23 protein-coding genes and 5 pseudogenes are annotated in these 22,789 nt (G+C 55.1%); 16 read left to right on the top strand and 12 right to left on the bottom strand.

Going from position 1 to position 22,789, the window contains the following annotated elements:
• Window positions 1-94: 94 nt before the first annotated feature.
• Window positions 95-1,150, bottom strand: a complete 1,056-nt coding sequence (locus tag F3H10_RS07010; RefSeq protein WP_149784084.1) for an ATP-binding protein — start codon at window positions 1,148-1,150, stop codon at window positions 95-97.
• A gap of 89 nt (window positions 1,151-1,239) precedes the next feature.
• Window positions 1,240-1,416 (bottom strand): hypothetical protein, encoded by a 177-nt coding sequence (locus F3H10_RS16020; RefSeq protein WP_188127891.1) that lies wholly within the window; start codon window positions 1,414-1,416, stop codon window positions 1,240-1,242.
• A gap of 215 nt (window positions 1,417-1,631) precedes the next feature.
• Here F3H10_RS16020 and F3H10_RS07015 point away from each other — a divergent pair, with 215 nt between their 5' ends.
• On the top strand, window positions 1,632-2,288 hold the full coding sequence (locus F3H10_RS07015) for a helix-turn-helix domain-containing protein (protein ID WP_149784085.1): 657 nt from the start codon (window positions 1,632-1,634) through the stop codon (window positions 2,286-2,288).
• A 169-nt stretch (window positions 2,289-2,457) separates the two neighbouring features.
• Here F3H10_RS07015 and F3H10_RS07020 read toward each other — a convergent pair whose 3' ends face one another.
• The gene (locus F3H10_RS07020) at window positions 2,458-2,688 is read right to left on the bottom strand and encodes a HalOD1 output domain-containing protein (protein ID WP_149784086.1); all 231 of its coding nucleotides are present in this window, start codon (window positions 2,686-2,688) and stop codon (window positions 2,458-2,460) included.
• Between the two features lie 633 nt (window positions 2,689-3,321).
• Here F3H10_RS07020 and F3H10_RS07025 point away from each other — a divergent pair.
• Complete coding sequence (locus F3H10_RS07025; protein WP_149784087.1) at window positions 3,322-6,648, top strand: PAS domain S-box protein; 3,327 nt, start codon at window positions 3,322-3,324, stop codon at window positions 6,646-6,648.
• Between the two features lie 39 nt (window positions 6,649-6,687).
• Here F3H10_RS07025 and F3H10_RS07030 read toward each other — a convergent pair whose 3' ends face one another.
• From F3H10_RS07030 to F3H10_RS07040, 3 genes are all read right to left on the bottom strand, one after another.
• Entirely contained in the window at window positions 6,688-6,924 is a 237-nt protein-coding gene (locus F3H10_RS07030) for a HalOD1 output domain-containing protein (RefSeq protein WP_149784088.1), read from the bottom strand.
• Between the two features lie 164 nt (window positions 6,925-7,088).
• Window positions 7,089-7,295, bottom strand: coding sequence for a hypothetical protein (locus F3H10_RS07035; RefSeq protein WP_149784089.1), 207 nt, complete (start codon window positions 7,293-7,295; stop codon window positions 7,089-7,091).
• 475 nt (window positions 7,296-7,770) lie between these two features.
• On the bottom strand, window positions 7,771-8,010 hold the full coding sequence (locus tag F3H10_RS07040; RefSeq protein ID WP_149784090.1) for a HalOD1 output domain-containing protein: 240 nt from the start codon (window positions 8,008-8,010) through the stop codon (window positions 7,771-7,773).
• Window positions 8,011-8,131: 121 nt separating this feature from the next.
• On the opposite strand from F3H10_RS07040, the gene F3H10_RS16565 reads away from it, so the two are divergent.
• A complete protein-coding gene (locus tag F3H10_RS16565; RefSeq protein WP_149784091.1) occupies window positions 8,132-8,392 on the top strand; it encodes a MarR family transcriptional regulator in 261 nt (86 codons plus the stop codon).
• Window positions 8,393-8,988: 596 nt separating this feature from the next.
• On the opposite strand, the pseudogene F3H10_RS07050 reads toward F3H10_RS16565, so the two are convergent.
• Window positions 8,989-9,849 (bottom strand): annotated as a pseudogene (locus tag F3H10_RS07050) (IS5 family transposase).
• Between the two features lie 661 nt (window positions 9,850-10,510).
• Here F3H10_RS07050 and F3H10_RS07060 point away from each other — a divergent pair.
• The 8 genes and pseudogenes from F3H10_RS07060 to F3H10_RS07095 all read left to right on the top strand — a co-directional run bounded on the left by F3H10_RS07060 (window position 10,511) and on the right by F3H10_RS07095 (window position 15,173).
• Window positions 10,511-10,792: a helix-turn-helix transcriptional regulator gene (locus F3H10_RS07060; protein WP_004599500.1), complete on the top strand. Its 282-nt coding sequence runs from the start codon at window positions 10,511-10,513 to the stop codon at window positions 10,790-10,792.
• A 366-nt stretch (window positions 10,793-11,158) separates the two neighbouring features.
• A pseudogene (locus F3H10_RS07065) lies at window positions 11,159-11,454 on the top strand (toxin-antitoxin system TumE family protein).
• A 68-nt stretch (window positions 11,455-11,522) separates the two neighbouring features.
• Entirely contained in the window at window positions 11,523-11,918 is a 396-nt protein-coding gene (locus F3H10_RS07070; protein WP_050034078.1) for an HVO_A0114 family putative DNA-binding protein, read from the top strand.
• Between the two features lie 17 nt (window positions 11,919-11,935).
• A complete protein-coding gene (locus tag F3H10_RS07075) occupies window positions 11,936-12,355 on the top strand; it encodes a hypothetical protein (RefSeq protein ID WP_050034077.1) in 420 nt (139 codons plus the stop codon).
• Window positions 12,356-12,379: 24 nt separating this feature from the next.
• On the top strand, window positions 12,380-12,601 hold the full coding sequence (locus tag F3H10_RS07080) for a hypothetical protein (protein ID WP_050034076.1): 222 nt from the start codon (window positions 12,380-12,382) through the stop codon (window positions 12,599-12,601).
• Between the two features lie 242 nt (window positions 12,602-12,843).
• A complete protein-coding gene (locus tag F3H10_RS07085; protein ID WP_050034075.1) occupies window positions 12,844-13,470 on the top strand; it encodes a DUF7437 domain-containing protein in 627 nt (208 codons plus the stop codon).
• A complete protein-coding gene (locus F3H10_RS16310; protein WP_223174246.1) occupies window positions 13,467-14,027 on the top strand; it encodes a hypothetical protein in 561 nt (186 codons plus the stop codon). Before F3H10_RS07085 ends, F3H10_RS16310 begins: the two co-directional genes overlap by 4 nt.
• A 345-nt stretch (window positions 14,028-14,372) precedes the next feature.
• Window positions 14,373-15,173, top strand: a complete 801-nt coding sequence (locus tag F3H10_RS07095) for a sulfite exporter TauE/SafE family protein (protein WP_149784093.1) — start codon at window positions 14,373-14,375, stop codon at window positions 15,171-15,173.
• Window positions 15,174-15,278: 105 nt separating this feature from the next.
• On the opposite strand, the gene F3H10_RS07100 is transcribed toward F3H10_RS07095, so the two are convergent.
• Entirely contained in the window at window positions 15,279-15,965 is a 687-nt protein-coding gene (locus F3H10_RS07100; protein WP_050033789.1) for an SCO family protein, read from the bottom strand.
• Window positions 15,966-16,308: 343 nt separating this feature from the next.
• On the opposite strand from F3H10_RS07100, the gene F3H10_RS07105 reads away from it, so the two are divergent.
• Together F3H10_RS07105 and F3H10_RS07110 are read left to right on the top strand one after the other, a co-directional pair.
• Window positions 16,309-17,757, top strand: coding sequence for a cytochrome ubiquinol oxidase subunit I (locus F3H10_RS07105; protein WP_050033790.1), 1,449 nt, complete (start codon window positions 16,309-16,311; stop codon window positions 17,755-17,757).
• A complete protein-coding gene (locus F3H10_RS07110; protein ID WP_050033791.1) occupies window positions 17,750-18,751 on the top strand; it encodes a cytochrome d ubiquinol oxidase subunit II in 1,002 nt (333 codons plus the stop codon). Before F3H10_RS07105 ends, F3H10_RS07110 begins: the two co-directional genes overlap by 8 nt.
• Before the next feature lie 291 nt (window positions 18,752-19,042).
• Here the strand turns inward: F3H10_RS07110 and F3H10_RS16615 are convergent, their stop codons facing one another.
• On the bottom strand, window positions 19,043-19,186 hold the full coding sequence (locus F3H10_RS16615; protein ID WP_425545172.1) for a DUF7475 family protein: 144 nt from the start codon (window positions 19,184-19,186) through the stop codon (window positions 19,043-19,045).
• 17 nt (window positions 19,187-19,203) lie between these two features.
• On the opposite strand from F3H10_RS16615, the pseudogene F3H10_RS07115 reads away from it, so the two are divergent.
• Window positions 19,204-19,497 (top strand): annotated as a pseudogene (locus F3H10_RS07115) (arsenate-mycothiol transferase ArsC); the annotation flags it as partial.
• 43 nt (window positions 19,498-19,540) lie between these two features.
• On the opposite strand, the pseudogene F3H10_RS16620 reads toward F3H10_RS07115, so the two are convergent.
• Window positions 19,541-19,612: pseudogene (locus tag F3H10_RS16620) on the bottom strand (halo-CC-star protein HcsS); the annotation flags it as partial.
• 1 nt (window position 19,613) lies between these two features.
• On the opposite strand from F3H10_RS16620, the pseudogene F3H10_RS07120 reads away from it, so the two are divergent.
• Together F3H10_RS07120 and F3H10_RS07125 are read left to right on the top strand one after the other, a co-directional pair.
• Window positions 19,614-20,405 (top strand): annotated as a pseudogene (locus F3H10_RS07120) (transposase); the annotation flags it as partial.
• A gap of 414 nt (window positions 20,406-20,819) precedes the next feature.
• The gene (locus F3H10_RS07125; protein WP_149784094.1) at window positions 20,820-21,416 is read left to right on the top strand and encodes a tyrosine-type recombinase/integrase; all 597 of its coding nucleotides are present in this window, start codon (window positions 20,820-20,822) and stop codon (window positions 21,414-21,416) included.
• Window positions 21,417-21,492: 76 nt separating this feature from the next.
• On the opposite strand, the gene F3H10_RS07130 is transcribed toward F3H10_RS07125, so the two are convergent.
• Together F3H10_RS07130 and F3H10_RS07135 are read right to left on the bottom strand one after the other, a co-directional pair.
• Window positions 21,493-21,798 (bottom strand): hypothetical protein, encoded by a 306-nt coding sequence (locus tag F3H10_RS07130; RefSeq protein WP_149784095.1) that lies wholly within the window; start codon window positions 21,796-21,798, stop codon window positions 21,493-21,495.
• Between the two features lie 37 nt (window positions 21,799-21,835).
• Entirely contained in the window at window positions 21,836-22,765 is a 930-nt protein-coding gene (locus F3H10_RS07135) for a hypothetical protein (RefSeq protein WP_149784096.1), read from the bottom strand.
• Between the last annotated feature and the right edge of the window lie 24 nt (window positions 22,766-22,789).

A 22,789-nucleotide genomic window follows, 5' to 3' on the forward strand; every position in this document is an offset into this window, starting at 1 on the left:
CTGCTCAATACGCAGCTCTCATTGACCGGCTAATTCAGGCGAGAATATGTCTGAAGAAGAGGATTTCAACAGGGCCAATGACCTAATGCCGAGATCAGCCGAGGAAGTCGATTCCGGTCACTTCGAACCTCGCCCCACCGGATCGCGCGTCGGTGGCGATGATATCCCACCCATGTGCGTTGACGATCGTCCGAACTACTGAAAGCCCGTAGCCGTGGCCGTCGTCGCTTGTGGTGAACCCATGATTGAAGACATCCCCTTTGTGCTCGTCGGAGATTCCTGGACCATCATCCTCGATGAAGAAACCTGTGTCGAGCGGGCCGACACGGACCGTTACGTCACCCCCACCATGGTCCACGGCGTTCTGGAACAGGTTCTCGAACAGCTCACAGAGTCGGTCGGGTTCGCTGCTCACCGACGGAATCGTCTCGTATCGGAGGGTTACACCGGCGTCGGCGTTCAAGCTCTGCCAGGCCGTCTCAATGACGTCACCGATATCAGTTGGTTCTGGGTCGGTGATGACGTTGCCCTGTCGCGCCACGCGGAGCAGATCCTCGACGAGCCGTCCCATCCTCTTGATCGTCTCGTTGATCGTTTTGAGATGCTTCTCGTCACCGGTGTCCTCGTACAGGGTCATATTCCCTTCAATAATGTTTAGTGGGTTCCTGAGATCATGCGCGAGGATATCGGTGAACTCTTTGAGACGGTCGTTTTGGCGCTCCAACATCCGTTCGTACTCCTTCGTCGTTGTTGTGTCTTGACTAACCGCTGCGTACCCGTGAAACGTTTCGTTCCACAGAGGAGACAGCGTCAGCGTTCCCCAGAAGACGGATTCGTCGGCCCGCCGATGCCAGTGTTCGAACTCAACCACGTCAGTTTTCGGTTCCTCAAAGAACTCTTCAGGGAGGGGATTGGGCTCTGACCCGTCTTCGTCGTCGGCGAACAACAGCCTCACGGTCCGATCGATCACCGCTTCTGCGTCGTGTCCGTAGAGTGCTACCGCTGGTGCGGGCCACGAGATTATGTTTCCGTCGGCGTCGAGCATGAAGATCGCGTGACTGGAGATACCTTCGAGAAGACGATGGGCGACAGCCTCTCCCGATTCGGACTGTTCATCCGGATGACTAGGTGAATCGAGAGCATCCATCATACAAGAATATCAGTCCCTGTATGTGAACCCTCTCGGGATGGTCGACCATGGAACTTAACATAGCACCCACCGGCGTGGGTAGCCGAGCGTTAGTCCGCCAGCTCGACGACCATGACCTCCATGTCCGAGCCTTTGTCGGCGCGGTATTCCCACGTTCCGAGCGGATCTATATCGTTCTCAAGCGCGGCGAGGATCACCCGACCGAGGGCGGCCTCGAACTCCTCTGTACTCGACAGCTCGTCGTCGGGTGTGAACTCAGTTGTCATAGTGTGGGACACATGCGACTGGGCTCTGGTTGGAGCCGTGTGGGAATTGCCGCTGTACAAATAACGGGACCGTAGTCGCGTGTCTCTTACATTATTACTCACATCCTCACACGTCATAACACTACCGAAAAGCATGGTACACCATGGACACATTCGTCAGAAGAAGACCTCTACCGAGGCTTTAACGCAGTTGCGTCAGAACGGACACGTATTGAATGAGTGTTATTGTCGAGCTAACTATTCCATCCGGGGCGTTCGAGTTGGGACGGATCCTCCGGGTCGAAGGGGCAACTCAGATCACGCTCGAAACAATGGTGCCGTTAGGTGGGAGACCTACACCTTTCATTCGGATCCGGAACGACGAACGGGAGATGTTCGAACGCTCCGTCCGCGAGCACCCGTCAGTCAACGCGATCCAACTCGTCAACACACACGGGGACGAAACGCTATACTCGCTGGACTGGGAACCATCTGACTCCTCGCTGCTGCGGCGGATTCTCGATCTGGACGCGGTACTACTGGATGCAACCGGAACCGCCGACACGTGGAAACTCGAACTTAGATTTCCGAGTCATGAGGCGCTCTCGAAATTCCAGGAATTCTATATTACGGAGGAGATCAAGGTGTCGATCAAACGAATCTACAATCCAACGAAACCCGATGCAGGGCCTTGGTACGGATTAACACCGCCGCAACGCGAAACGCTTACGCACGCTGTAGAGGCTGGATACTACTCGCTGCCGCGGCAGATATCGACACAAGAGCTCGCAGACACGTTTGACATCTCTGATCAGGCCGTCACTGAACGTCTTCGGCGGGGAATATCCACGATAGTGATGAACACGCTGTTGGTCGATAAACAGGAAGACTAAAACCTGGATCCTTACAGTAGTTGCCGAATCAGTTTGTATCGGCCAACAGTCTTCAGTTATTGTTCAATAATGGGATGTATAAATAGAATGCGCCGAATTTGGCGATCAGCATCCTCGATATGCGGCGCGTTGAGAGGCTCGGCAGCTACTGTTCAGGGCGGGGAGGATTTCAAGCAGCATTGACTGTGAGATATTCTCCATTGTATACCTTAACAATGGAGTTACTGTACGCAAATGAGACACAGGCATTTGTTCTATCTACAAATATTGTATCTAATGCATCGGGGTCTATCGCCGTGATTAGTTCCGGAAGATCAGAGATCGCGATATTCTCCAATTTACTTACGGCAATCGTAACTCCGTGACTTACTGACTCCTCAGTATCAATCTCATATTTCATCAAATGGGTAATGACGTTCTAATGTAATAATCCCTCCCTAATGTAATCTTAACTGATCGTCTGAGTCAAATCTTATAAATTCCATTGTAGACCAACCCCAAAGACAAACATTGAAGTCTAATTAGTTGCCCGACCCCGGAAGAGGGGCGTTGATCGTTCAGTCGCTCGTTTTTGCTACTATTCCCCGTCAAATTTTGATTTCAGAGTAATATCTACATATAAATTGGATTGTTGACCAAGCCCTCAATCTAACTGTTGATATGATTAGACATAATATATGAAAGAGACTTCTGAGCCTGAAAAGAGTAAACCGGCTGACGACGAATCAATAGGGGGCTCGGAGCGGGTTAGAGAACAACTGACTGACGTAACACATCTGAATTACATCTCTAAAGACAAAATCAAGCAGGTCCTGGAGTTCGGTAGAGAATTTCTATCAGTAAACGATAAATATCCAATAAGTATCGAGGAACCCAATCACTGGGAAGTAAGTTCTAGTACCAGTTCACAAGCGGTACAGCTTCTCCTGGCCCTCAGTTCCACTCTTGAGAACACTCACTGTCGACGAATAGGCAGATCACGATCACAGAGGTGTCTCAGAGTTGGTCGGATCCGATGTCGTGATAGTAAAATATGAGTGACAGTATCGAAACAGAAATTGATTTTGATCTCTCTGAATTAAGTGACAACCAAGACAAGACGCCTTCGCCAAGTCAGGCGAGACAGCAACTCTACGAGGTGATGCGCAGTGATCGTTCATTCGACCAGAAAGCTCGGATTGCGCTCGAACTCGGGAGACGGTATCTAAGTGTGGACAACGCGCACCTCACACGGATCGACGAGAAGACCGATCACTGGGAAGCCATCATGAGTACAGATTCGGCCGACGGAGACTTCCCGCCCGGGCTGGAACTCGATCTCGAGACAACGTACTGTAGACGAACGATCAGAGCCGACGACCAGATCGCACTCTACGACGCCCCAAACCAAGGGTGGGCCGATGACCCTGCATTCGAGGCGCACGGACTCCACTGCTATCACGGCACGACGCTCGTCCTCGATGGCGAACCGTACGGTACGCTCTGTTTCGTTTCAGAGAATCCCCGTGCTGATCCGTACAATGAGGGCGAGACGATGTTTACGGAACTGATCGCCCGCATGCTCGAACGCGAACTCGAGAACGAGCGCCACGAGTCATTACTCACTCGACAGACCAATCTCGCTGTGGTGCTCAACCGCGTTCTCCGGCACAACCTGCGGAACAACATGTCCGTTATCCGCGGATATACCCAGATTATGGCCGATAAGCTGGACAACAAAACCATTGGGGAGATCTCGCTTCGCAACATCGATCGCCTCATAGACCTTGGCGAAAAGGCGGGCGAACTGGATCGTATCATCGCCAGTACAGAGGAGAGCGTCCAGACCGATGTCCAAGCGCTCGTTCAAGAACTTGCCGACGAAATCCAGCAAGAACACCCGCAAGCTTCGATCTCAGTACTTTCGGACGAACAAATCACCGCCGACCTCCTGCCGAGTTTCGAGCGAGCAATCACAGAATTGATCAAGAACGCGGTCAAGCACAGCGGTACCACTCCCACGGTCACGATCACCGTTACCCGCGTGCCGAACGCGGTCGAGATCACTGTCTCGGACGACGGGCCGGGGTTAGCCCAACACGAAATAGACGTATTCGAGGCAGGTTCCGAGACTCCACTCACTCACGGGTCAGGGCTGGGACTGTGGCTCGTCTACTGGATCGTGACCAACCACGACGGCTCGATCGACGCCACATCCAGTGACGACGGGACCACGGTGACCGTGTCCGTGCCGGGACAGCAGGTTTCGACTACTGAAGACCAAGTTGCTTCGCTTTCCCGGGCGCGCGATCGGTACAAATCCGCCTTCGAAGAGGCCGGCGACGGGATGACGATCACCGATCAAGAGGGACACATTCTGGACGTGAACACCGAAGCAGCCCAGACATATGGGCTGGATAAACAGCAATTGCTCGGCCGTTCGATCGGAGAGTTTCTCCCTGATAACGTCGGCTACGACACGATCTGGGAGAACGCCGACAGTGATTCGAGACACTGTGAGATGTCGGTACAGAGCACAGACGGGACGCGTCGTCTGATCGAATGTACGGCGAAAGCAGATTTTGTGCCCGGCCAGTCGCTCATCATCAGCCGTGATATCACCGACCGAAAAGAACGCGAACGGATCCTCGACTCCCGGACTCGACAGCTCCGAACCGTAATGAACAACGTGGACGCGGCGATGTGGATCCGAGACGCCGACGACGGATACGTCCTGATAAATCAACATTTCCGAGAGCTGTTCGGCATCGAAACTGACGCTCCGGTCAACGGAGAGACGGCCGACGATCTGTTCTCGGAAGACATTGCATCGCAATTCCAGGCAAACGATCAGCGCGTCTGGGAAACGGGCGAGCCGGTCGAGATCGAAGAAACGGTCGAAACGAGCGACAGTACCCGAACGTTTCTAACGCGGATCTGTCCGATTTTTGACGACGGAATCGTGTCGGCCACGTGCGGTATTGCAACGGATATCACCGCTCAGAAAGGCCGAGAACGCGAACTCGCCGAAGCCACTCAGCGGCTCGAATCGGTCGTTGAGATCTCGCCGGACCCGATCTTCGTTTTGGACGTCGACGGGCGGATCGAACTGTGGAACGACGCGGCGGAAGACGTGTTCGGCTACTCCAGAGATGAGGTGATCGGGACACAGTTAAAGTCACTGGGCCTGTTGGACGCCGTCCAGAGCGGATCGTTTGAAGATCGGTTCGCCCGTTTGCTATCGGGTGAAACAATTCGTGATCTGAGAGTCACGAGGAGAGCGAAGAATGGCGACGTCTTACAGCTAGAACTTTCGGCAGCACCGCTCAGAGATGCCGCTGGAACGGTCACGGGAGTGGTCGCGGCGGCCCAAGACGTTACAGAGCGAACGAACCGTATCCAGAAGCTAGAGCAGTACGAGGCGGCGTTTAAAAAGGCGGGCGATGGCATCACCATCACTGACGACGAAGGGAGTATCTTAGAAGTTAACGCGGAAGCGGCACAGATCTACGGCGAGGAACGAAGCGAGCTTCTGGGCCGCTCGATGCAAGAGTTTCTACCGACAGAGTTCGACTTCGAGGCGGAGTGGGGGGCAGCCCAGGCCGCGGAGATGAAACGCGACGAAGTAGACGTGTTGAGTGCTGACGGGGGTCCACAGACGATTGAGTACACGGCTGTGCCCTACTTTTTGCCGAACCAGCATCTCATCGTCAGCCGTGACGTTACTGACCGGAAATCTCATCAACGGGAGCTCGAAGCAAAACTCGAACGGTTGAACAAGTTCGCAGGGACGGTGTCACACGACCTCCGAAATCCACTAAGTGTCGCACAAGGGAGACTAGACCTCGCATCCGACGAACTCGACAGCGAGCATTTCGAACCGATCGAGCGCGCTCACAGGCGGATGGAATCGCTGATCGACGACGTACTCACGCTGGCACGGTCCCCTTCGACAGTCGCAGACACCGAACAGATCAACCTCTCCACGATTATCACTAGGTGCTGGGCGAATGTTGAAACGGGCACTGCGACGCTTTCCGTCGAGAGTATGCAGCCGATTCAAGCGGATGAGGGACGGCTAAAACAACTCTTCGAGAATCTATTCCGAAACAGCATCGAACACGGGGGCGAAAACGTGACGGTAACGGTTGGTGAATTAGACGATGGATTCTACGTCGAAGACGACGGTATCGGTATTGATACCGCCGAACGTGAGTACGTGTTCGAGGACGGGTATTCGACAAGAGAGGAAGGAACAGGCTTCGGGCTGACGATCGTCAAGCAGACCGTCGAGGCTCACGGCTGGAATATCCGTGTAACAGACGGACCTGACGGGGGCGCACGGTTCGAGGTCACCGGGATAAAGTTCACCGCAGAGTGAAATCTCGCCTCAGATTATTTCAAAAACACAACGTAATTCTCAATCTACCTTTTCCATTTGTACTCCGTCGATGAGTATCTCACCGTTTCCTGTGACTTCTACGACGTGGTTTGGAATTTCAAACTGGAGTCGCCATGAATTACTCTCATGATTATTCAAGTTAGTAATTGCGTCAGTTGAGACGTAGTAATAGATTTGCGAATCAAGGTCGCTGGGTTCAACGCCCTCTACCTCCGCAATGCTCTCGATGATCGACTCAAGGAGAATTTCGTTCATATTGAAATGGCTTAATTGTAATCAAATATAACAAAATTTATATTAAATTTTGCGGCTCAATTGTAAAACATTGATTTGCTCGTTAACTCGCTGTGATACGTGCGGTGATTGATCTATGTTATAACACAGTTCTAAGCTTTCGAAGCCCGCCACTAGTTGGTACATCAGATCTCATATTCTTCGTCTTGTTTACGAGTGTTCAACTCCTCTACTGCTGTTGCACGCCACGCATTACCGCGCCGCCCCACTCGTTTTACCTCTACATCGAGATCTGTGCCAATTTTGACTCTCTCGAGTTTAGTCTCCACGTCGGCGTCTACGCACTCAACAATGTATATCGTCCCATTAGGAGGCTTTCCTTGTAGCATCATCGTGCCATGCTTGTTTAGATCTGTTATAGCGGTGTATCTGCTTGATTGTATCATATTATGAAGTTATTAATCGAAGATAATGTGTATATCCCATGGTAAGCAAAGTATATTTTATACTGTGGGTCTTCTACTTCCTACAATCAGTGGTTTTGGAAGGACTCCAGTAATCAGAGCTTACTGCCGATCAATCCGTCCAACACGGCTCGTCGATTGGATCAATCCTGATGTCTTTGATACCCTCCAATGGTCCTCGAATCGCCCGCTCTATCTCAGCACCCAGATCTGGGACCATCGGGTCGTTATTACTGCAAAAGAAATCAGGATCTACAATTAATCACGTCATCGGTAAGCGAGTAGGGTGGGGTCGTTCACTAAGGTATCTCCGACTGGCTGAAAATTGCTTCCTGTAGTGATATCCTCGAGCCAGGGTGAGTAGCTCTTGGCACTTCCCGACCCACTTACCAATGAAACTGGGCTACTCTTCCACAAGAATATCCACGCCCTCCGCTGACACACTCAGTCGAATCCCCTCGACAGTAAATTTAACAGTCACATTGCCGTCTGGTGAGGCTATCAACTTATCGAGTGCTTCAACATCGACGTACTCATGCAGTTGATAAGCGTCGTACTCTAGTCCGCAGGCCTCCAGTGTTTCGACGATCTCGACCACGAGATCATCTGGTCCGTTGGAACTGTTCGATGGCGAGGTATACATTTGAACACTTGAAGCACTAGTTAGAAGGCGTTTAAACAGTTCGGAGTCAATTACAGAAGCTTAGAGATTTGTTACTTGACTTAGCGCGTTTGGGATAGCGTCGGCGCAACCAGAAGCGATTATGCGCTTTGATGCTGAATGGATGTCTCGCGCCGATGACCGGATTCTTGAGCATCTCTCTGAGGATGGGCCTGACACTCCGAAGGAAATGGCAGACAGCGATCGGGTTCGATTCTCTCGGCAACACATCAATGCTCGCTGTAAGACTTTGATCACCTACGGTCTTCTCGTCCACCTTGGCAACGGAGTCTACGATATAACCCGACTGGGAGAACAGTATCTCGCTGGAGACCTCGATGTTCGTGACCTCAAGCCTGAATAGTGTTAGCTGCTAGGGACGAGAAAGCTGAGGATAGTATGCTCGTCAGTATCTGGAAGCGCTGGAAACGGTGTGTCGTTACTAGATTCTCCCATAATTAGTTGAGTTTCACACTAGAGGTTCGCCAATCTTCGACTACTGCTTCGTAGAGTGGATAGCCACCAAGTCCTCCCGTTTGATTATTGAGTAGCATATCTCGATCGGTTACAGTTTTTAGGGGAATGAGGGGAAGCGTGTAACACTGCTCGGAGCTGGACCGTCCTCAGCGAAGCCTGCTTTGCCCCCCCCTGTAGCGATATAACTATCCATCCACCTTATATTTCAGGTAGACAAAATGAAAGCAGAGCAATCCGCACTAAGCGTGTTGGGTTCATTGTGGGCACTATCTGAGCCACACAGACACAGTAGCATTCGGGTGCCGATACCGACAATATCGCCCGTGATCACTCCGACCGCGCCGGCTGTGCTTGTTCTCCCGATGAACAACACAGTAGACTGGCTATCAACGGCTCGATGTCTGAAAGCCGATTTGCGTTCAGGACAGATCGGGACGTCTCTCTGTTGACTACAGCCCCTGGGCCTTGTTTAGACGCCAGCGTTCAGCGGTGTGCCCCCTCGATCGCGCGTTCAATGTTTCGCACCGCTGATTTCATGACAAGTTCGCGGAATTGACCGAATCACATTCTCGACCACAGCGTCTCACTGTATCGCTGCCGTAAGCCGAAAAACACCGATTCAGCGTTCGAACGCTGATTATACGCCCGGTCGTGGATAAGCAAGTTTCTCGCCCATCCTCGGAAACCGGGGCCGCGTTGCGGAATCAGCGGTGTGATACTTTCAGCACGCACCCTCGTCCGAAGTGCTTCCCAGTCGTATCCTTTATCAGCCGCTACAGCCGTCAGATCGTCGAGATTCCGCACCAAAACCTGTAAACCGACCTGTGTATCGTGCGGTTGTTTCATCGAACAGTGTATGTCTAGAATTGCACTCGTTTCACAATCGATGAGCAGCGTGGTTTTGACCGCCTCGAACGTGTAATCCGTCCGCTTCGCGTAATGCTGGCTCGCTTGAACGCGATCCACGCGGGTTGCGTCGATTGCCTGAACATCTCCGAGTTCGTATAATTCAACCGATCCGTCAAGGATCGCTCGCCACCGCTTCATCGGAATCACTTGCTTCCGCGCACAAACTGTTGAGAAGTGAGGAAGCGTCTCAACCGTCAAACCAATCGATTCAACGACTCTCGGCATTTCTCGCAGAACATCCATCAGCTTCCGGTAATCGTGGTCAAGATACTCTTTGAAGCCTTGTACAGCAAGAATCACCCAGTCGGCATACCCTTCTTTTCCGGGTCGGTATGCCGGAGCTGGCTCGCCAGCGACGGCTTTTTTGGAGAGCGATACAACCATCTCTGCGAAGCGGGAGATCTTGGTTTGCACACACAATCTGTCCCGCTTCACTTCTTAGTAAATTTGGTACTTTGTCGGAGCTACTAGCAAGACGACACTAGTTACACTGAGCGACTTTCTCGTCTAAACAAGGCCCGCGCTCTGTATCTCGCAAGCAGATCCTTTCGGCTCTTAAACATTTCAACAGAGAATCAGAGACAAAGAATCAAATAGTCAATCAGAGTATAATTTATTGTCATGCTTCCAGACGATCTCCCAGTTGATCGCCAGAAATTGCTGACGTGGGAAACAGAATGCTGGCAGTGTGGCGAGCAAACGCCTGTGGTCTGGCCACGAGGAGACCATCTTGATACGCCCCTCGGAGATATATTAGCGAATTACGAAACCCCTGTTGAACGGGTCTACAGCAATACCCTCGGCAAGAAAGTCTGGGGGAACGTCTGTCAGCACTGTGATTCTTACCAAGGAAATCATTTCATCCAGCAAGAGGCACTGGAGATTGACCCGCCACTGGTAGACTGTCCACATTGTGGGGATGAACACGAATGGAGCCCGGACCAAGGGATGGGTGGGGCATTCGGACAGGGATGGGTCTCATGTCCAGAATATGGTGAAATACCGGTTGGTGACCCACGAGGAGAGTGATGAATCCCTTCGCTCTATACAGGGCTAGATCAGTAGTATTTCAAAACTCGAATGAGTAAATTGCGACATGTACGATCTCACTGGCTTTCAGCGCGATCTGCTGTACGTAGTTGCCGGACTTGATGACCCCCACGGACTCGCGATCAAAGACGAGCTCGAAGACTACTACGAAAAAGAGATCCACCACGGTCGGCTCTATCCCAACCTCGACACGCTCGTTGAGAAGGGACTCATCGAAAAAAGTCAGCGGGATCGACGGACCAACGAGTACAGCACTACTCGCCGGGGCACTAGAGAAATCGAAGCTCGGACTGAATGGGAAGCCGGGTATATTGACCACGACGGGTGATCGAACCGCTGTGTTCGAGGACTGTTTGACTCTAGTATTTCGTGCTCTTCTCGAGTGAGATCCACTTAGCATCACTAGACATCGTAGAAAGAGTTTTAGATTAATATTATGCTTAAGATTAAGATTAACTCGCATCGTTCCAATTGCCGAGCTATACTTGGAATCTGTTCGAGAAGGGCATCAGCCGGGCAGTAGCTCAGACAGGCAACGGACAGTTTTCTAGGTCTCGTCGATGACGACTCCGACGACGAGTAGTACCGCATTAGCCACGCTCGATGTTGCCGTCATGGATGCTATCTGTTTCTTTGCCTTTGTTAGGTTTTACCCTAACACATATCGGAACAGGGTGCGTCGACACGTGTGTGGATGAGCGATGATGTCACCGTACTCGAAGACGAGATTGAAGCCTACGCCGACGTCACCGTTGCGCGGGTACGCGTGCTTTCGGTCCCGACCTCAGACCGGTTCGAAGACGGGATCAAGTACGCCTACCACTACAGCGAAGCCGGCGCAGACGATCCGATCACCGATTCGACAACCACCACGGCGTCCACGAACTCCACCTCGGCGGTGAGATCTTCGAGATCGACTACCCCGGCCTTGAGAAGATCCTCCGCGCCTGGCGGGCGGCGCTCCCAGAAGAGAAGCGCGACGACTGGTAGCCCGTTCAAATATGGTGACTGACGTACAGACCCGCGACCAATTCCGATCCACAACCCCACACCCACCCATGACCCAGACACTCCACGTTCAGATCAAGTCCGCCGACCGCAGCGACCTCGAAGATCGCCTCAAAGCGATTGACGCCGGCGAAGACGTCGACCCCAGCGAGCCGACGCTGTCGATCGAGAACCTCGAAACGTTCGGCCGCGTCTTCCGCTCAACCAACCTTGAGCTCTTGGAGGCGATCGTCGAACACGAACCGGAGAGCATCCGCGAGCTCGCTCGCCTCGTTGATCGGAACCCACCAGAGGTCCTCGAGAACGTGAACGAACTGGCTGACTACGGCCTCGTCGAACTCGAGGAGAATGGCCGGGCAAAGCGGCCTGTCGTGTGGTACGACGAGATCGACGCGGACCTCCCGCTCACGACTAAGTCCGGACAGGGCCCGAAGGCGAACGCCTGACCCAACGAGGACACACGATGGGCGACGACGTCGATCCCGAGGATCCGCGCCCCGATGGTCACTACCATGTCGACCGCAACGCAAAGTGGTACTACGTCGACGACGACCTCGCAGGGACGGTTGCCCTCGGGCCAGCGACCGACGGTGAGCCAGGTGACGACTGGGTGCTTACGCTTTCAGCTGCGACGCCAGATGGCGATCCCGAGCCGGCTAAGCGTGTCGCCGTTCGCCTCACGCCATGGGCGCTCCACGAGCTCTACATCGAGGCACGGAATCTCTCACCAGACGCTCGCCAGGCAGGCCACACCGCCGAGTGTGGGCTCTGTGGTGAGCAGGTTGCGCTCGACCGGGCGTGGCCGGACAACCGCAAACGACCGTGTCACCCGGACTGCTACACCGACGCGTTCGGTGCGCCGCCTTGGTACGATGGACAGTAGCTTGGTGTCGCTAGAGCGTCACAGATGAGCGGGAACAAGCTTCTCATCGCTGCTAGTGCGACTGTGATCTGGGTCATCTCGGGGGTACTCTTGTTTGAGGTGGCGAGTTTGGCGTCGGCCTTCGAACTCGCAGTTTCTGGCCCGATCTTGGACCTCACATCGTTGCTTGATGCGTGGCTACTAGCTGGAGTTATCCTCGGTGTCGTTGACGTCGCCCTCCTCTGGGACATGGCCACTGGGTGGTGACCACGAAACACCGACACCGCCCTAGTACCCGGCTAGCAGCCGTTTGTCCGGAAAAAGCTGTCAGACCAACCTTAAGGTTAAGATTAAGATTAATTCGTTTAAGTGAAATACTCTCTTAAGACGTGAATACGAATGCCAGTATCTACAAATCAGTTATCTAAGAACAATTTCTAGGAGCCTCCATACAGTCCGAAACAACTGCCACAAGATATTAGTTCTCGGTTCACGTATCATGAATTACGATGGTGGTAACAAACGCCCCGGCTGCGGACGAGAACGGCTCGAAAGAGGGCACCGCACGCTCCTTTATCGCAGCCTCAGAGATACTGGTGAATCCCGACATCGCCAGAGTCTATACTGACATCCTGCTGAATCAGCCTACTACGAACAGCAGTATCGAGCGTAGACTCGACCTTGCCGGAAGTACAACCTCAATGCGGGTTGGAAAGCTCAAAAACTTAGACATTGTCGAGGATGTCAGTAGCGGGAAAGAGAGCCAGCTCCAGACTGATTCACTATTTCTCCCCGTTGGGGAGGGAGAGACGCGGATACTGTTTGACCCGCTTACGATCGCCGCTTACGGTGCAAGCGGCGAGGTCAGTGAGATCGAACTCTTCCTTGATCGGCACGGCAAGGCGAAGCTGCTGATGGCGGTTGAGCAGACACGGGCATATCTCAGTGGCGAGGTGACACGTCGTGGAGCAGCAGACCGCCTCAATGTTGATGAGATCGAGGCTATCAGCATCACGCAGGCGCTGGAGCCGATCATCGCCCTGTTTGTCAAAGCAGGGCTCATCGATGATTCCTTCGAACACGACGTACATGATCGGAAGATTCGAGATACTCCGTACGTGTTTGAGCAGGAATGAGCGATCGGCCGAAATTAGTTGACTCTTCACCTCTCTACCCACTCCCGGATGCGCTCCTCGTTGACTCGAGCGTCTTGGGTGGAATCGGGCGATCTACTCCAGAACGGCGACAGCTAATCAACTACATTCAGTCGACTGATAGGCAGTTGTACGTCTCCACTGGAGTAGTCGAGGAGTTGGACAAGGAATGGGCTGGTCCCTACGGTGTCAATGATTGGCTTGATCCAATACGTAACGAGGACTGGATTGTTGCCCTTCCAGAGCCGGATTACGGTGCGCGAATCCGTGACGGCCCTACCGTGAGCGAGATGGTTGACGAAGCACACAGAGAATTAGCCAAGCTCGAACAGGAGCGAGAAGATGAACTCCCGAAAACGGACGCCAAATTCGCCGGTAATCTTGTTCAAATCCGGGTGTCTGAGGGTCACGATTCCGTGGGGCTGATCATCGACGACAGGAACGCAGAGCGCGCACTATCCCAGGTAGTCAGTGAGACGGAGTACGAGCAGTTCTTCCGGATACTGAGGGGGCCAGAGGTGTTAGAAGAGATACAATAACGTTCCCCTCTTCATTGGGGCCACCCTCCTCGCGCGGCGTGTGAGATGAGTATCCGGTAAGTCAACGACCTCACCATACCGCTCGCGCCCACAACCTCGGAGGATGGATTTGATGTGTGCCTTCTATTCGCCATTCATATGTACAAAATAATATGCGTATTTTAGTCACATACTGCCTGTTAATTTCTATTTTCATTGTTGCCCCTAGCTACACTCCAGGTACTCGAGAACGCCTCACCCCAGTACGCCCCTTCGTTGCTCTACAGTAACACGTCCTCAGTACTGCCCAGTTTCGTTCGAGAGATACACCAGACGACACAAATCCATACGAAGCCAAGAACGACTATGATCGAGTCGCTCCTCCGGATTGACGTCGTACTCTTCGTTCTCATCGGCGTGCTGGGCGGCGCACACTGTATCGGGATGTGTGGGCCGTTAGTGACGATGTACTCGAAGCAGATGACGCCGCAACCTGACGGCGGGGCGGTGACGGCCAACGACGGGCGTTCCGGTCATCTCACGACCTACGAGGTTCGCCAACACTTCCTGTTCAACGTCGGCCGGGCGACGACGTACGCGATTCACGGGGCCGTCTTCGGCGCGCTCGGAAGCGTCGTGTTCGTCACCGCTGACCAGTTGACACCGATCGCTGACCTCCTGCGAGGTGTTGTCGGTCTTGCGGTCGGAGGGTTCATTGTAGCGACCGGCGTTCGATATGTCATTGGAGGAAGCGGAGGTGATATTCGAATACCCGGCGTCCAGCGCGTTACGTCGTGGCTCGCGGCGAGAGTTCACCGACACGTGAACAGCCCGAGTATTGTCGGTCTCGGCGCCGTCCACGCGTTTCTTCCCTGCCCGATGCTGTATCCCGCCTATCTGTTCGCCTTCGCGAGCGGCTCCCCCACCACTGGAGGAATCGCTCTCGGTGCCCTCGGTATTGGAACGATTCCGGCTGTCTTTCTCTATGGAACCATTATCCAGTCGATCGATGTCGCCCACCGCCGTCGCGTCCATCGGTTGCTTGGCGTGGTGTTCGTTGTGCTGGGATACGTGTTGTTCGCACACGGATTGATGGCACTCGGTGTTCACCTTCCACACCCGATGTTCCCGCATTATCAGCCTCTTGGGGGCGCAATGAGGCACTGACAGAGCACTAGACACTTTTCGCTGGCTCGATATCGGCGACGGGCTCCAGTCAACAACTACGATGCGGAAAACGACAGTAGCTGGCCTCCCGGAACCCACAACCCGTCACGCGGTGGCCACTCGTTCAAGCTCGTCGACGAGACGTTCGATGTCGGTTTGCGGGCCCCGTGGGTACGCCCGCTCGATAATCCCTTGCTTATTGGCGAGGATGATGAGCCCATAGTGCGGGAAGCGATACTCTAGGTTCTCGATATCATCTGCCGGTTGCTTCTCAATCTTCAGACCGAAGTGCTCATCGTGTATCTCTTGGGCCCGCTCGTAGGTCTCTGGGCGGAGGTAGTGCCAGTTACCCGCATCGAGGTTGACCCCCTGCTGGCCAGCGTACTCACGAAGCGTCTCGGCGGTGTCGCGCTCTGGATCGAACGTGATGGGGAGAAACGTGACCTGGTCGCTATACCCTTCCTCGGCAGCGGCTTCCTGTCCGCGACGGAGCCGGAGAATAAGTGCGGGACACACCCCGTCCGGACAGTTGGTGTAAAATGACGTCCACAGCACCGCGCGCTCGCCCTCGAACTGGCCTGTCGATATCTCCTCGCCGTGAATCGGGTCGGGGACGGTGAACTCAGGCATGTCGTCACCGTAGCTCGGAAACGATGCCTCGCTGAGGTCTCGCTCCGGCGGTCCGAGAACAGTTCCTTCGGCGCCACTACTGCCAAGAACACCAAGACAGCCGGCAGTGCTGGCGGTGACTCCCGCGACGCCGGCCCTTTTACAGAAACTCCGTCGGTCCATACGTTCGCGTATCGGTCCCGCGGTCTTGAGGTATCTGGTGTGACCTTCGAATGCGCCACTCCCGTCCAATCCGGGCGGGTCTAGCCAGTCAGTTCTTTATATACACCAGGGTGTTGGCAACCGATTAAGGTGCCTGGTGATGCTCAACAAAGTGTACAGCTACTGAAAAAGTCCCAACATCAAGGATATAAAAAGTGTTCTGAGCTCCGATCCTCGGCACTGCCGGTGACCATCTCGGATTGACTACAGAAGCTACGGCTCTGCGGATATAAACCATCGTAGTACAGTTCTCGAAAGGGGGAATAACACAGCTTCTCTTTTAGTTCCGTGAGCAAATAGAGGTATGTTCCTGACGGCGCTTCCCGACGTCTTGATTCAGGGATGGGCGCTACAGCTCTCGCCGGAGCTTGCGAGCCGTGCGCAGTTCGGCTGGACGATCAGCGTTCACATAATTTTCGCCTCGCTCTCGGTCGGGCTGGCGCCGTTCATCGTCTACTTCACTTGGAAGGACGTTCGGACCGACGAAGAGCGGTTCACACGGCTGCGATCATTCTGGGTAAAGGTGTTCGCCGCCGGATTCGTCATGGGAACGGTCACTGGCATCCCGATGAGCTTCCAATTCGGGACGAACTTCCCGCAGTTCGCCGAGGTGGCTGGAGAGCTGATCGGTGGGCCGCTCGCATTCGAAGCGAAGATGGCGTTCTTCCTTGAGGCTGTTTTCCTCGGGGTATTGCTGTTCGGTCAGGAACGCGTCAGCGATCGGACCTACATTCTCTCGTCGGTACTGGTGGGAGTCGGGGCTTGGCTGTCGGCCTTCTGGATCCTGATCGTCAACGCTTGGATGCAGACTCCACAGGGCTTCGAGATGATCACGCGTAACGGTATGGAGGTCGCAAAGCTAACCGACCCGCTGGCTGCGTTCTTCACGCCCCGGATGCCGTGGATGTATGTACACATGGTCAATGCGTCGGTTATTTCTGTCGCGCTGCTGGTCGCCGGGGTCTCGGCGTACATCGTCTGGAAGAAGCGCGATGCCGCTGCGTGGAACACCGCGTTGAAACTCGCGGTTATCATCCTGCTCGTCACCGCTCCTCTGCAGGCAGTCCATGGTGACGCGTATGGGCGTCACGTCGCAGATACACAGCCACAGAAGTTCGCAGCCATGGAAGCTCACTACGATACCGGCACGGCGGACTTACACCTGCTCGCGTTCCCAAAGAGCATTGACGCAATCACCGATCCGAAAGCCGAGAACCTCCTTACTGTGAGTCTTCCGGGGGTCGGGTCGTTCCTCGCTACCGGTGGTGACTTTGACGCCGAAGTGCTTGGATTAAACGAGTATGAGGAGAACCCGCCCGTAGCGATAGTGTTCTGGTCGTTCCGGTTCATGGTCGGACTCGGATTCCTGTTCATCGGGCTGGCACTATGGGGCGGGTATCTCATCTACAACAGACGCCTCTCGGAGAGCAGTCGATTCCTGAAGACGATGATCGCTGCGTCGCCGCTCGGCTATGCGGCGCTTCTCACGGGGTGGTACGTCACAGAGATCGGTCGACAACCGTGGGTCATCCAGGATGAACTCAGAACTAGTGAGGCCGTTTCCTCGACATTGAGCGGATCCGAAGCGACTCTGACGCTCGTTGGCTTCGTCGTTATCTATATCGGATTGATCTTGGTAGCTCTTCATGTGCTGCGGTGGCTGGTCGAAGACGAGCTCCGGGAACTCGGAGTGAAGGTATCGGACGACGATCGCTGGTACGGTCCGGTCCCGAAGGTGAGCGACGATGACTGACCTTGTGTTGCTCGTCGACGCGTATCTTGTCGACGCACTCCCCGAGATCTGGTTCGGTGCCGTCATGTTTGCGCTGGCGATGTACGTAGTCCTCGACGGGTTCGACTTCGGAATCGGAATGCTGTACGCGACTCGCGACGACGAACACGAGAAGGAGACATTCTTGACGGCGTTCGGTCCGGTTTGGGACGCAAACGAGGTGTGGGTTGTCGCCTTCGGAACGATGCTGCTAGCGGCGTTCCCGCCGGTGTACTCGCGAGTCTTGGCCGACCACTACCTGCTCGCGCTCGGGTTCGTGCTCGCGCTGCTGTTCCGCGGGCTCGGTCCAGAAATGCGCGAACAGCGCGACAACGAGCGCTGGAAGCGGTACTGGGATTACTCCTTTATCGGAGGAAGCTTTCTCGCACCGCTGCTGTTCGGTACTCTCGCTGGTCGGTGGATCTTCGACGCGCCGACGCTGTCGCTGCCGGCACTGCTGACTGGTGTCGGCCTCGTAACCGTCTCGGTCGCCACCGGGGCGGCCTTTCTGACGGCTAAAACCAAGCCACGGCTAGCGTCAGACCTGCGCACGTACGGAATTATTGCGACGCTGGCGTACTTGATCGGAGTTGTCGCTCTGCTGACGACCGTTGTCGTAACTGATGCCGGAGGTGCTGCCGAAATGGTTCTTTCGCTCCCCGTAGGTGCGATTGTCGTCTTGTCGGTTGTTGCGGGAGGAGGGGGAAGTGTTCTTGCCCTGCGCGGCAAGTACCGTGCTTGGCTGGTGAGCGCACTCGGGCTTCCTGCGCTGTTGAGCCTGCTGGTCGCGCTCCTGCTGTATCCGACGATCTATCCGCCAACTGGCTTGACGGTTCGAGAAGCGGTTGTCTCACCGTTAGCCCTGAATCTCGTGACGATTCTCGGATTTCCGGCGCTTCTCCTTGTACTGTGGTACTTCAAATTCCTCTATGGCGTGTTTAGCGGTCCGATCGAGGGTGAGGGATACAAAAATTGAACGTGGATACCACCGCGTTGGCGCCGACGATCTGTTCGGCATCCATTCGAATGTTGGCCGTCGCGACGGTGAGCTAGATACAGATCTGCTAGGTAGGTCGTTAACTACCACTACACCCTCAATCTTAACGAGCCTATCTCAGAGCATCTCACCGGCGACCGGCGTCTGCTGGAAGAAGATCGCCCCATTGTCACGCAGGACCCACAGCACACACCATCTGCCTTCAGTTAAACAAGAAATAGGGTGACTGCGGTGGCTTATTGGGACATCTTTCGGAAGGAACGGGCAAATCTATCGCCAGAACCGGGTGAAATACAGTGCTGCTCCGCCGAGGAAACCTAGTCCGTTGAGCACGAAGAGGACCGCCAGTACAACGCTCATCTCAATGGCCCGTGTCGTCGCCACGAGATGAATGATTCCCGTAGTAAAAGCCAAAAGAGTGGACTGGGAGGCCGCCCGCAGGATTTGTCGTCAGAGCAATGAGAGAGCAAGACATCGATCTCAGCGACCGAACGCCACGAGAGGTGACGCCAGACGAGCTCCAGGCGGTCGATCTCGTCGTCAGGATGGGACGTTCGGCATCGAACGTGTGCCCGGCGACGTGGAACGGCGAGAATTGCGATTGGGGGCTCGACGACCCCCACGAGCGTCCGATCGAGCAGGTTCGTGAGATCCGTGACGAGATCGAAGAACGTGTCGTCTCGCTGTTCGACGAACTCCTGTCGCAAACTCCGTCCGCGGAGTGACGATTGGTAGGGTCGTCAGCCGGAACGACTTTTGTGATCTCCCCTAACAGCAGCCGTCGTCGGCGCCGCAGACGCTCCCGTAGTCGACACCAGTCTCGTCGCCGATCGCCTCGTTCGCTGCGATCGATATCACGACCATTCCCTACTACGGGGATGTCGAGGAGATGTCGATGGTCAGCGGGACGAAGGATAGAGACGGTCGAGCGTTCAAATTTGCGACGCTTTCGATCATCGGGCAAAACATCCCGCTGATTTTGGCTGTCGAGCCGGTTCGAGAGAGCTCTGAGTGGGATGAGAACCCGTCGAATCAGATCCATCGTACTGTGCGACGGCTCGTTCGACGAGTGAAAGAGCATGTTCCAATCGAGACAGTGCTGTGTGATCGAGAGTTTGACTCGATACAAGTGTTTCAGACACTCTCAAACCTCGATGTGAACTACCTCATACCCAAGCGGGCCTCCAGTTCCGAACGGGATGTATTTGAACAAATGGAGGAAGACGAGCAAGAGGTGCCTGTTGAGTCGGCTTCTGTCCATGTGGAATCTGGATCGCATCCAATGCGGCTCCTGTACGTGCCGTCGACGGGTGGGGAGGGGACAGCCGTCTTCGCGACGAATCTCCGAGTGGGGCCCGATGAGGCCGAGGCGTTCTGTCGGCGCTACAGCCGTCGGTGGCAGATCGAGAGCGAGTACAAATCGATCAAAGGTGACTTTCTCGCGAAGACCTCCTCGAAAGACTACCGCGTTCGCTTGTTCTACTTCGTGTTCGCGGTCCTCTTGTACAATATCTGGCGGCTCACCGACTTCTTGCTGAAAGCGGGCGTGGGCGGTGAGATGGACTACGCACCTGTGGTTACTGCGGGTGAGTGTGTTGAGCTCGTTGCCTCAGCATTGATTCCACACGACTAACCCGCTAAGATCTCGCTGAGTCTGCCGTTCGGGAGTGGCAACTCTATTCAGGAGCGCTAAAATCCATACAATTTCGTACGCTTGTCCGGTAGTTCAAACTCAGAGATTCAAAAACGGTCCTTGAGTGGTGAGAATAACCATGAATAGATGGCGATTCAACCCAAAACTAGCTCATCCTCCGAGACTGTGCGAAGCGGCGCCAGAGAGGATATATAGCATTTACAAGTTTATCGCTGGGCGTTTTACCACCGATGCTCGGCACGCTACCCCTGGGTTGGCATCTTGAAGACCGCCTTCCACGTGGCAAAACCACCAGACTGTAGCGGGTTGAAGGTGTCGCGGATACAGAAATGTTCGATTCTACCAACGGAATCGAACATTATTAGACCGCTCCCAGAGAGGCATGGTTCACAGATGGGTGACGAGAAGCACTGGGTGAAACCCGATCAGGTCGAGGCGATGCGAGATGGCGCTCGTGCGGGGCATCACCCCAAGCGTGACGACGCGATCATCACCCTCCTCTACGACACTGGGCTCCGTCGCAGCGAACTCGCCCATGTGGACCGTGAGATGCTCGATCTTGAGGACGGGCTGCTCCGACTTCCGACGTCAGTCCAAAAGGACTACCCAAACGACAGTACCCCGCCGCCCGTTACCTTTGAACTCGATCGGGACGGCTCGCTGCGGACCGTCGCAACGCTTCGAGAGTTCCTCGAGGCCCGCGTCGACGACGATCTCGCCCTAGTCCCTAGCCAGAAGGCTGGTCGGATGACCGGGAAGGGGATCAACGACGTCGTCCAACGGGCCGCTCGTCGCGCTAGCGTTCGCCCGTACTGCTTCTCGGGGCGAGGCCGGCCCGAAGATGTCTCCGCCCACACACTCCGCCACAGCGTCGCCTGGCGGATGCTACGGATCGAAGAGGGAAACACGCTCTACGACGTTCGAAACCGCCTCCGTCACGCCTCCCTTCTCACGACTGAGCGCGAGTACGACCACTTCGAGACGATTTGACTGTAGCGGGGTTGGTGTTAACCAACACTCGAACGCATCTCTATCGGAATGTTGGTTAATTTGCTGACACACAGCGTCAGAACTCCCGCTCGATTTCGAGCTTCCGCATCGCCCGCTCGAAGACCTTCGGATGCCGGTGCGCCAGCTTCTCCAAATGGTCCCGGACTGACTGGGCTGGGTTCACCTCGACCTCATCGGCGTTCTGAAGTTCATGGTAGAACGCGTGTGTCTCGGTCGTCACCGCGACCCCGACCGTCTTATCCTTCGGTGCGCTGTCGCTGTTCAGCGCGTCGAGGTACCGGTCGACATCGAAGTTGTCCCCGGCGTCGCCCTTGTTCGTCTCGTTCTGTTCGTCTTCCGCTGCGTCGAATGCGTCCGTCATCGGGTTATCACTCATAGTTTTAATCTTAAGCTTAAGGTTAGGCGCATGTCTCGATTGTCTCGTCAGTGATCTCGACGCCGTCACCGGCGGCGAACTGCTGGGCGCCAGCACGGTAGGCGTGATAGCACTCCTGCCGCACCGAGCGCGGCGTCCCATCCGAACGCTCGACGATCGTCCGGATCGCCGAGGCTGTGTACGGATCGGAGAGATACCCCTCAGTGTACTCCTCGTCGCGGGCCCACGCCAGCCACCGAGCGATCAGCTCCTCAGTCTCGGCGAACTCGAAGCGTTCGAGCGACCGGTCCTTGGCGACCAGCCGCGACGACAACGTCTCCCGCAGTTCGTCGAGTCGGTCGCCGGCCTCGGGTGTCCCGAACAGGAAGAGGATGAAGGCAGGCCCGGTCTCGCCGAGGTCGCCGATGCTCTGAAGCCCGGCGAGCAGCTGCTCAAAGGTACGCGTGTTCCGCGCCGCGTCCTCAAGCTGATCCACTTGGACAATACACGTGAGGTCTGCCGCCTCCAACTGCTCGGCGACCTCCTCAACGACTTGGCGGACCTCGTCGGTTGCCCGCGGGTAAGTCTCGGGGATGTCCAACTCATCGTACGCATCGAGTTCGTCAAGCAGCCGCGTGTAAAGCCGGCGTGTGGTGATGCTCTCGACCTCACGAATGCGGGCGATTGCGAACTCGTCGCTGCGAGGGCCCTCGCTCAGCGCGTTGTACACAAGCTCTCGGAAGTGGGTCTTCCCAGCACCTCGCTTGTCGACCACCGAGACGTGCCCGGCACGGGTGAGGATGTGTGAGGCAACCTCTTGGAGAAGGTCATCGTTGACTCGTACGGCGACCCGCGTGTCAGGAAGTGATTCCGCCGCGAACGGTGTGCGGTCCTCGATGAGCCCTAACTGCTCGGCATACCGAGCATGGGCCTCTTCGGCGTCATCGAGTGCCGCCGTGAATTGATCAGCCATGATACGGTTATCCCTAAGGATATC

Source organism: Halorubrum aquaticum (genome assembly GCF_900113615.1).
Classification (GTDB): domain Archaea; phylum Halobacteriota; class Halobacteria; order Halobacteriales; family Haloferacaceae; genus Halorubrum; species Halorubrum aquaticum.